General features: G+C 70.8%; 6 protein-coding genes. 1 reads left to right on the forward strand and 5 read right to left on the reverse strand.

Annotation, left to right across the window (positions count from 1 at the left end; all coding sequences use genetic code 11):
- Window positions 1–3: 3 nt before the first annotated feature.
- Entirely contained in the window at window positions 4–1,530 is a 1,527-nt protein-coding gene (locus ABD908_RS12295; RefSeq protein WP_344995837.1) for a CoA-acylating methylmalonate-semialdehyde dehydrogenase, read from the reverse strand.
- An 82-nt stretch (window positions 1,531–1,612) separates the two neighbouring features.
- On the opposite strand from ABD908_RS12295, the gene ABD908_RS12300 reads away from it, so the two are divergent.
- Entirely contained in the window at window positions 1,613–3,151 is a 1,539-nt protein-coding gene (locus tag ABD908_RS12300) for a PucR family transcriptional regulator (RefSeq protein ID WP_344995840.1), read from the forward strand.
- A 31-nt stretch (window positions 3,152–3,182) separates the two neighbouring features.
- Here ABD908_RS12300 and ABD908_RS12305 read toward each other — a convergent pair whose 3' ends face one another.
- From ABD908_RS12305 to ABD908_RS12320, 4 genes are all read right to left on the reverse strand, one after another.
- Window positions 3,183–4,832: a long-chain fatty acid--CoA ligase gene (locus ABD908_RS12305; RefSeq protein ID WP_344995843.1), complete on the reverse strand. Its 1,650-nt coding sequence runs from the start codon at window positions 4,830–4,832 to the stop codon at window positions 3,183–3,185.
- A 25-nt stretch (window positions 4,833–4,857) separates the two neighbouring features.
- Window positions 4,858–5,622 (reverse strand): SDR family oxidoreductase, encoded by a 765-nt coding sequence (locus ABD908_RS12310; protein WP_344995846.1) that lies wholly within the window; start codon window positions 5,620–5,622, stop codon window positions 4,858–4,860.
- A gap of 104 nt (window positions 5,623–5,726) precedes the next feature.
- The gene (locus ABD908_RS12315) at window positions 5,727–5,966 is read right to left on the reverse strand and encodes a hypothetical protein (RefSeq protein WP_344995849.1); all 240 of its coding nucleotides are present in this window, start codon (window positions 5,964–5,966) and stop codon (window positions 5,727–5,729) included.
- Window positions 5,967–6,132: 166 nt separating this feature from the next.
- On the reverse strand, window positions 6,133–7,062 hold a 930-nt coding region (locus ABD908_RS12320), incomplete at its 5' end, for an alpha/beta hydrolase (RefSeq protein ID WP_344995852.1).

Consider the following 7,062-nt stretch of genomic DNA (forward strand, 5'->3'; position numbering starts at 1 on the left):
GTCTCAGTCGTTCTGCGGGAAACCGAGGTCGATGCCGCGCTGACCGGGGTCCTGCCACCTCGTGGTGATGACCTTGCCGCGGGTGAAGAAGTGCACGCCCTCGGTGCCGTGTGCGTGGGTGTCGCCGAACAGCGACGACTTCCATCCGCCGAAGCTGAAATATGCCGTGGGCACGGGGATCGGGACGTTGATGCCGACCATGCCCACCTCGACCTCGTTCTGGAACCGGCGGGCGGCGCCACCGTCGGCGGTGAAGATGGCGGTGCCGTTGCCGTACGGGTTGGCGTTGATCAGCGCCAGCGCGGCGTCGTAGGACGGGACACGCACGACCGACAGCACCGGACCGAAGATCTCGTCGGTGTACACGCTCATCTCGTCGGTCACGTTGTCGAGCACCGTGGGGCCCACGAAGAAACCGTCGGCGACGGCGTCGGCACTCCGGCCCTGCGGGGTCACGGTGCGGCCGTCGACGACGACGGTGGCGCCCGCCTCCTCACCGGCGTCGATGTACGAGCACACGCGGTCCGCGTGGGCGCGCGTGATCAGCGGGCCCATGTCCACCGCGCCGGCACCGTCGCCGGTCCGCAGCGAGCGGGCGCGCTCGGCGACCTTGCCGACCAGCTCGTCGGCGATGTCGCCGACAGCGACCGCGACCGACAGCGCCATGCAGCGCTCGCCGGCGGCACCGAATCCCGCGTTGACCAGTGAGTCCGCGGCGAGGTCGAGGTCGGCGTCGGGCAGGATGACGGCGTGGTTCTTGGCGCCGCCGAGAGCCTGGACGCGCTTGCCGTGGGCGGTGCCCGTCTCGTAGACGTACTTGGCGATCGGCGTCGAGCCGACGAAGGACACGGCCTTGATGGCGGGGTTGACCAGCAGCTCGTCGACGGCGGTCTTGTCACCGTTCACCACGTTGAAGACGCCTGCGGGCAGGCCGGCCTCGGCCCACAGGCGCGCGATCCACAGGGTCGCCGACGGGTCCTTCTCGGACGGCTTCACGACCACGGTGTTGCCGGCCGCGATCGCGATGGGGAAGAACCACATCGGCACCATCGCGGGGAAATTGAACGGCGAGATGATCGCGACCGGGCCGAGGGCCTGGCGGATGGACGACACGTCGACCCTGGTCGAGGCGTTCTCGGTCATGCCGCCCTTGAGCAGATGGTTGATGCCGCAGGCGAACTCGACGACCTCCTGGCCGCGGGACACCTCGGCGAGGGCGTCCGATGCCACCTTGCCGTGCTCGGCGGTGATGATCGCGGCCAGCTCCCCCTTGCGGGCGTTGAGCAGCTCGCGGAAGGCGAACAGGATGGTGGTGCGCTTGGCCAGCGACGTGTCGCGCCAGGCCGGGAACGCGGCCGTGGCGGAGGCGATGACGGCGCGGGTGTCCTCGACGCCGGCGAGCGCGACGCGGCCCGTGACGGCGCCGGTGGCGGGGTTGGTGATCGGGGCGGTCTCGCCGGAGGTCCCGGCGAAGTCGGCGCCGGCCGACCAGTGAGCGATGGTCTGGACCTGGATCTCGGTTGCGGTCATGCATTCGACGATCGCATCGGATCCGCCGAATCCGTCCCGACGATCTGTAACAGATCAGGGCCGTACCTTTACACTCTGTCACGTGGACCTCACCGTCGCGCATGTGCTCGCGCTGCCCGAAGTGGCCGTCGGGCAGCCGGAGCGACTCACCGACGCGCCCCTCGACGCTGCCGTCCGCTGGGTGCACGTCGGCGACGTTCCGGAGATGAAGGACCTGCTCACCGGCGGCGAGCTCATCCTCACCACCGGCCGCAGCCTCGGCGAGGACCCGGTCGGGTACGTCGAAGGGCTCGCCGGGGCGGGGGCGGTCGGCGTGTTCGTCGAGCTCGGCGCCCGGCTGCCGACGGTGCCCGACGGTGCCGTCTCCGCCGCCCGCGCGGCCGGGCTGCCCCTCGTGGCGCTCCACCGCACCATCCGCTTCGTCGACGTCACCGAGCGGGTGCATCGCGAGATCGTCGCAGGTCAGTACGCCGAGGTCGAGTTCGCGCGGCACACCCACGAGGTGTTCACGGCGTTGTCGATGCGCCGAGCGGGTCCTGACGACATCGTCACCGCCGCCGCCGACCTGCTCGGGACTCCGGTGCTGCTCGAGGACACAGCGCACCGCGTGATCGCGGTCGCCGCGCACGGCCGTCCCCCGGCGGAGCTGCTGCGCGGGTGGGAGCGGCGGGATGCCGGGATCGGTAGCCCCGTCGGCGTGGACAGGCAGACGTTCGCGCGCCTCGTGGCGCCACTCGCAGACCGGGGCGACGTCCGGACGGCGACGGTGCTCGAGCGCGCGGCGCAGGCGCTCGCGCTGCGCGAGATGGTGGAACGCGACCACAGCGCCCTGGAGCAGCAGGCGCAGACGGGCCTGATCGACGACCTCCGCACCGGGCGGGTCCCCGACGAGCCGAGCGCGGCCGCGCGCGCCCGTGCCCTGGGGGTGCCGACGGCGCTGCGGTACCAGCCGCTCACCGTCGTCTCGGACCGCGTTCCGGGCACCGACGAGGTGACGGCGCAGCGCCGCCAGACGCAAGTGCACGACGCGGTCCGGCACGCGCTGGGCGGCGCGGGCCTGTCCGCGTTGACCACGGCGGGGTCAGGACGAATAGACCTGATCCTCGCGTGCCCCAGCGGTTTCGACGACGCAGACCTGGATGCGGCAGGGCGGCGGATCGCGGCCGAGGCGGGGCGGGTACGGGGCGTGCGTCGAACGGTGCTCGGTGCCGGCCCCGTCGCCGGGCGGCTGATCGACGCCGCAACGGGCCTGGACGAGGCCGCTCACGTCGCCCAGGTGGCGCTGGCACTGTCGCCGACGCGCACCGTGTTCCACGCCGCGGACACCCGCCTCCGCGGGCTCGCGGCACTGCTGCGCGACGACCGGCGCGTCGCCGCGTTCGCACAGGCCGAACTGCGCGGCCTGCTCACCTCGCCGCGGCGGGACGAACTGCTCGCGCTGCTGCGGGCGTATCTCGAGGAGGGCGGGCAGAAGACGGCGCTGGCCGCCCGGCGGCACCTGTCCCGGCCGACCCTGTACGCGCGCCTGGCCGAGTTGCAGCGGGTGCTCGGCGCCGACCTCGACGACGCCGAGTCCCGCACCAGCCTGTATGCGGCCGTGCTCTTCCACGACGCGCAGTAGGGCCGACCACCCCTCGGTCGGCCCTACTGCGTCACTTCGCGTCGCGGGAGTCGACCACCTGGTAGGCACCGTCGGCGTACTGCGCGCGGACGAGCTTCTTGTCGAACTTGCCGACGGAGGTCTTGGGCACCTCGGTGACGAAGGCCCACCGCTCCGGCACCTGCCACCGCGGCACCCGCTCCTCGAGGTAGGCGCGCTGCTTCGCGACGTCGGCGTCCGCGGAGTCCTTGACCACGGCAAGCACGAACGGGCGCTCGTCCCACTTCTCATCGGGCACACCCACCACGGCGGCCTCGGCGATGGTCGGGTTGCTCATCACTGTGTTCTCGAGTTCGACCGAGCTGATCCACTCGCCGCCGGTCTTGATCATGTCCTTGGTGCGGTCCACGATCGTCATGAAGCCGTCCGGGCTGATGGTCGCTACGTCGCCGGTGCGCAGCCAGCCGTCGTGGAACTTCGACGCATCGCTGACGTTCCCGTCGGGGGAGTAATAGGCGCCGGTGATCCACGGGCCGCGGACCTCCAGCTCGCCGCTGGACTCGCCGTCCCACGGCTGCTCGGTCCCGTCGTCGGAGATCAGGCGCGCCTGTACCGACGCGGGGAACCTGCCTTGAGTGACCCGGTACGCGAACGCCTTGTCCTCGTCCTCCACGCCGAACGGTGGGCGGGACACCGAGCCGAGCGGCGAGGTCTCCGTCATGCCCCATGCGTGCGTGATCGGGACGCCGTAGCCGTCGAACGTGCGGATCATCGCGGGCGGCACCGCGGCGCCGCCGACCACGACCTCGCGCAGATGCGAGATGTCCTGCGGTGCAGCGTCGAGGCGGGCCGCGACACCCTGCCAGATGGTGGGGACCGCGGCGGCGAACGTCGGCTTCGCCGCGGCCATGGCCGCCAGCAGCGGCTCCGGCTGCAGGAAGCGGTCCGGCATGATCAGGGTGATGCCGGCCATCATCGCAGCGAACGGAAGGCCCCACGACATCACGTGGAACATCGGCACGATAGCCAGCACGGAGTCCGAGTTCCCCAGCCCCATACCGGAAGTCGAGTTGACCTGCATCGAGTGCAGCCAGATGCTGCGGTGGCTGAAGACGACCCCCTTGGGGTCGCCGGTGGTACCCGACGTGTAACACAGGACCGCGGGATCGCGCTCGGCGATCTCCGGCCACTCGAAGGTGGTGGGGCGGCCGGCGATCAGCTCGTCGAACGAGTGCACCGTGATGCCCTCGGGCGCGTCGAGCGCCTCCTTCGGACCGTTGGCGACGATGACGTGCTGCACGTTGGGCGTGCTGGGCAGGTAGCGCGCGAGCAGCGGCGCGACCGACGCGTCGACGATGATCACCTTGTCGTCGGCCTGGTCGATGATGAACACGGCCTGCTCGGGTGAGAGCCGCAGGTTGAGCGTGTGCAGCACGGCGCCCATCGCGGGCACGCCGGCGTACGCGACCTGGTGCTCGTTGTTGTTCCACATGAAGGTGGCGACGCGGTCGGTGCGGCCGACGCCGAGCTCGGTGAGCGCGTGGGCGAGCTGCGCCGCCTTGTCGCCGACCTCGGAGAAGGAGATATCACGCAGTTCGGTGCCGGTCCAGGTACGGATCCTGGCTTCCGGGAACACTTTACGGCTGTATTCGACCAGGGCGGCGATCGACAGCTCGCCGTCCTGCATGGTGCTCTGGAACAACTTGATTCTCTCCTGGTCGGGTCGGCTACTGCGTGAGAAGCTTGTTGAGCGAACGCACCAGCGCTCGGGGTGCGAACTTACTGGAATTGGCCAGCACCGTGGTGCTTCTTCCGACGGAATAGTGCATCCTCGGTACGATCATCAGGCCGGGGTGCACGGCCTCCCAGATCTTGTCGGCGACCTGTTCGGGCGTGATGTTCACGCCCATCTTCTGGGTGCTCTTGGCGTCGTTGTCGGCGAGCGCGGTCTTGGTCCACAGCGGCCAGATGGCGACGACGCGGATGTCGTCGTCCTCCCACTCCAGCTCGAGTGCCTCGGTGAGACCCGAGACGTAGAACTTGGTCGCGCTGTACGTCGCGATTCCGGGCTGGCCGTAGATCGCGGACGCCGAGCACAGGTTGACCAGGTGCGCCTTCTCGGTGGCCTTGAGGTATTTGTAGCCCGCCTGCGCGCCGTAGGTCACGCCGAGCGTGTTGACGTCGATCTGGAACTTCACCTGCTGCGGGGTCAGGTCGGCCAGGTCGCCGGCGACGAGGACTCCCGCGTTGTTGTCGAGCACGTCGAGGGTGCCGCCGGTGTGCGAGGTGAAGTCGGCGAGTGCCGCGTCCCACGACTCCGGGTCCCGGACGTCCAGGTGTCCGGTGACGATGTCGGGATGATCGGATTTCAGGGTGGCGAGCGCCGTGTCGTCGACGTCGTACACCCCCACGGTCCACCCCTCGGACAGGAAACGCAGAGCGGTCGCCCGCCCGATCCCGGCAGCGCCGCCGGAGATGAAGATCGAAGACATGACCCTCAAACTACCCGCTGGTAGTCGACCCGTAAATGCCCTGTTGAACTTCCCTCAATTAGCCGCCGCTCCGGACATCGCGCCAATCGCTGCACGCCCACGGATCACGACGACCACGGCAGCACGTCCGCCGCGCCGAGCGCATCCGAGTACCGCCGCAGCGCCTCCGCCGCGGCGCGAGCGGCACGCGCATGTCCGTCGAGACATCCGCGAGCCCGCTGCGCGAAGTCCGCCGGCAGGTCCGATGACACGACGGCCGCGTCGATCTCCTCGGCCGCAGCGTCCCAGCTGCGGGCCAATTCCGCCAGGTCCAGGCGGTCGGCAGCATCGGTGCGATCTCCCATGTCGCCCAACGTAACCCGTGCGCCGAACCGACGGAGACGCCCGAGTGGAGTTATCCACAGATCGGGAGTTGTCCACAGGCCGGATCACATCTCGACGCGCCGTGGCCGGGTCGGGCGACGACGCGTCTCGGCCGCCTCCTGCTGATGCCCGGCTCCGCCGGAGCATTCACCGTCCACCGACCGGCTCCCGACGCACGTCGATCGGCCCGGGGAGGTCGACGGTGGCACGACCCGGCACCGTCACCGCCCCGGGCTCGCCGGTCAAGACCCGAGCGAAGTTCGCCAGCGCCTCGCTGCCCTCGTCGAAGTACCTCGAGTGCGTGGTACCCAGTGGCGCAGTCGATTCCGCGGCGAGTCGGATCGCGCCGAACGTCGCGGCGGCCGGGTCCGCGCCCAGGCCGACCGGGTAGCCGCCGAGCCACGTGATCGGGTCGTCGTGGGTGGCGGCCACGTACACGCCGTCGCGGGCGCCGAACTCCCCCGCGGTGCGGACCGGCCCGGCACCGGGCGAGCCGAGCAGCACCACCGAGTCGACGACGGGCGCCAGCGCCCCGCCCGCCCCCGCATACCCCATCGTCGTGGAGCCGTAGCTGTGTGCGAACACCACGAGGTGCGGATCTCGGGCACCGCGCATCGCGGCGATGTCGCGCAGGTCCGCGCGCAGTTCGTCGCCGCCCCGGCGCGCGCGCTCGGAGGTGACCACCTGCGCCAGCGCCCGTGGCCCGGACGGCGCGTCGTAGCCGATCCAGACCACGGTCGCGTCGGTCTCGGCGGGCGCGCTGGTCCGCGCGGCCGAGTACAGCCGTGCGGCACTCGGGCCGAGGGTGGCGATCGATGACACGGTGGTCCCCATGCCGGGCACGATCACCCCGACGTTATCGGCGGTATCGAGGTCGCCGACGGACACCACCGCGACACCGTCACCGCCGTACGCCGCCGGGTCGAACTCGAAGAGCTGCACCGGAAGCGGGGCGCCGGTCACCGGGTCGCGGCGCCGCGCCAGGGCGATGAGCTGCTCGTCGAGCGCCTCGTCGCGGGCCAGCCGCGTGCGCTCGGCGCGGGACCGGTCCGCCTTGGCGCGCAACGTCGCGAGAAG

This window comes from Tsukamurella soli (genome assembly GCF_039541155.1).
GTDB lineage: Bacteria > Actinomycetota > Actinomycetes > Mycobacteriales > Mycobacteriaceae > Tsukamurella > Tsukamurella soli.

What these genes read in the sequence shown, in the direction of transcription:
- ABD908_RS12310 (WP_344995846.1), bottom strand. Translation starts at nt 5,622, where the DNA reads ATGTCTTCGATCTTCATCTCCGGCGGCGCTGCCGGGATCGGGCGGGCG.
- ABD908_RS12295 (WP_344995837.1), bottom strand. Translation starts at nt 1,530, where the DNA reads ATGACCGCAACCGAGATCCAGGTCCAGACCATCGCTCACTGGTCGGCC.
- ABD908_RS12315 (WP_344995849.1), bottom strand. Translation starts at nt 5,966, where the DNA reads ATGGGAGATCGCACCGATGCTGCCGACCGCCTGGACCTGGCGGAATTG.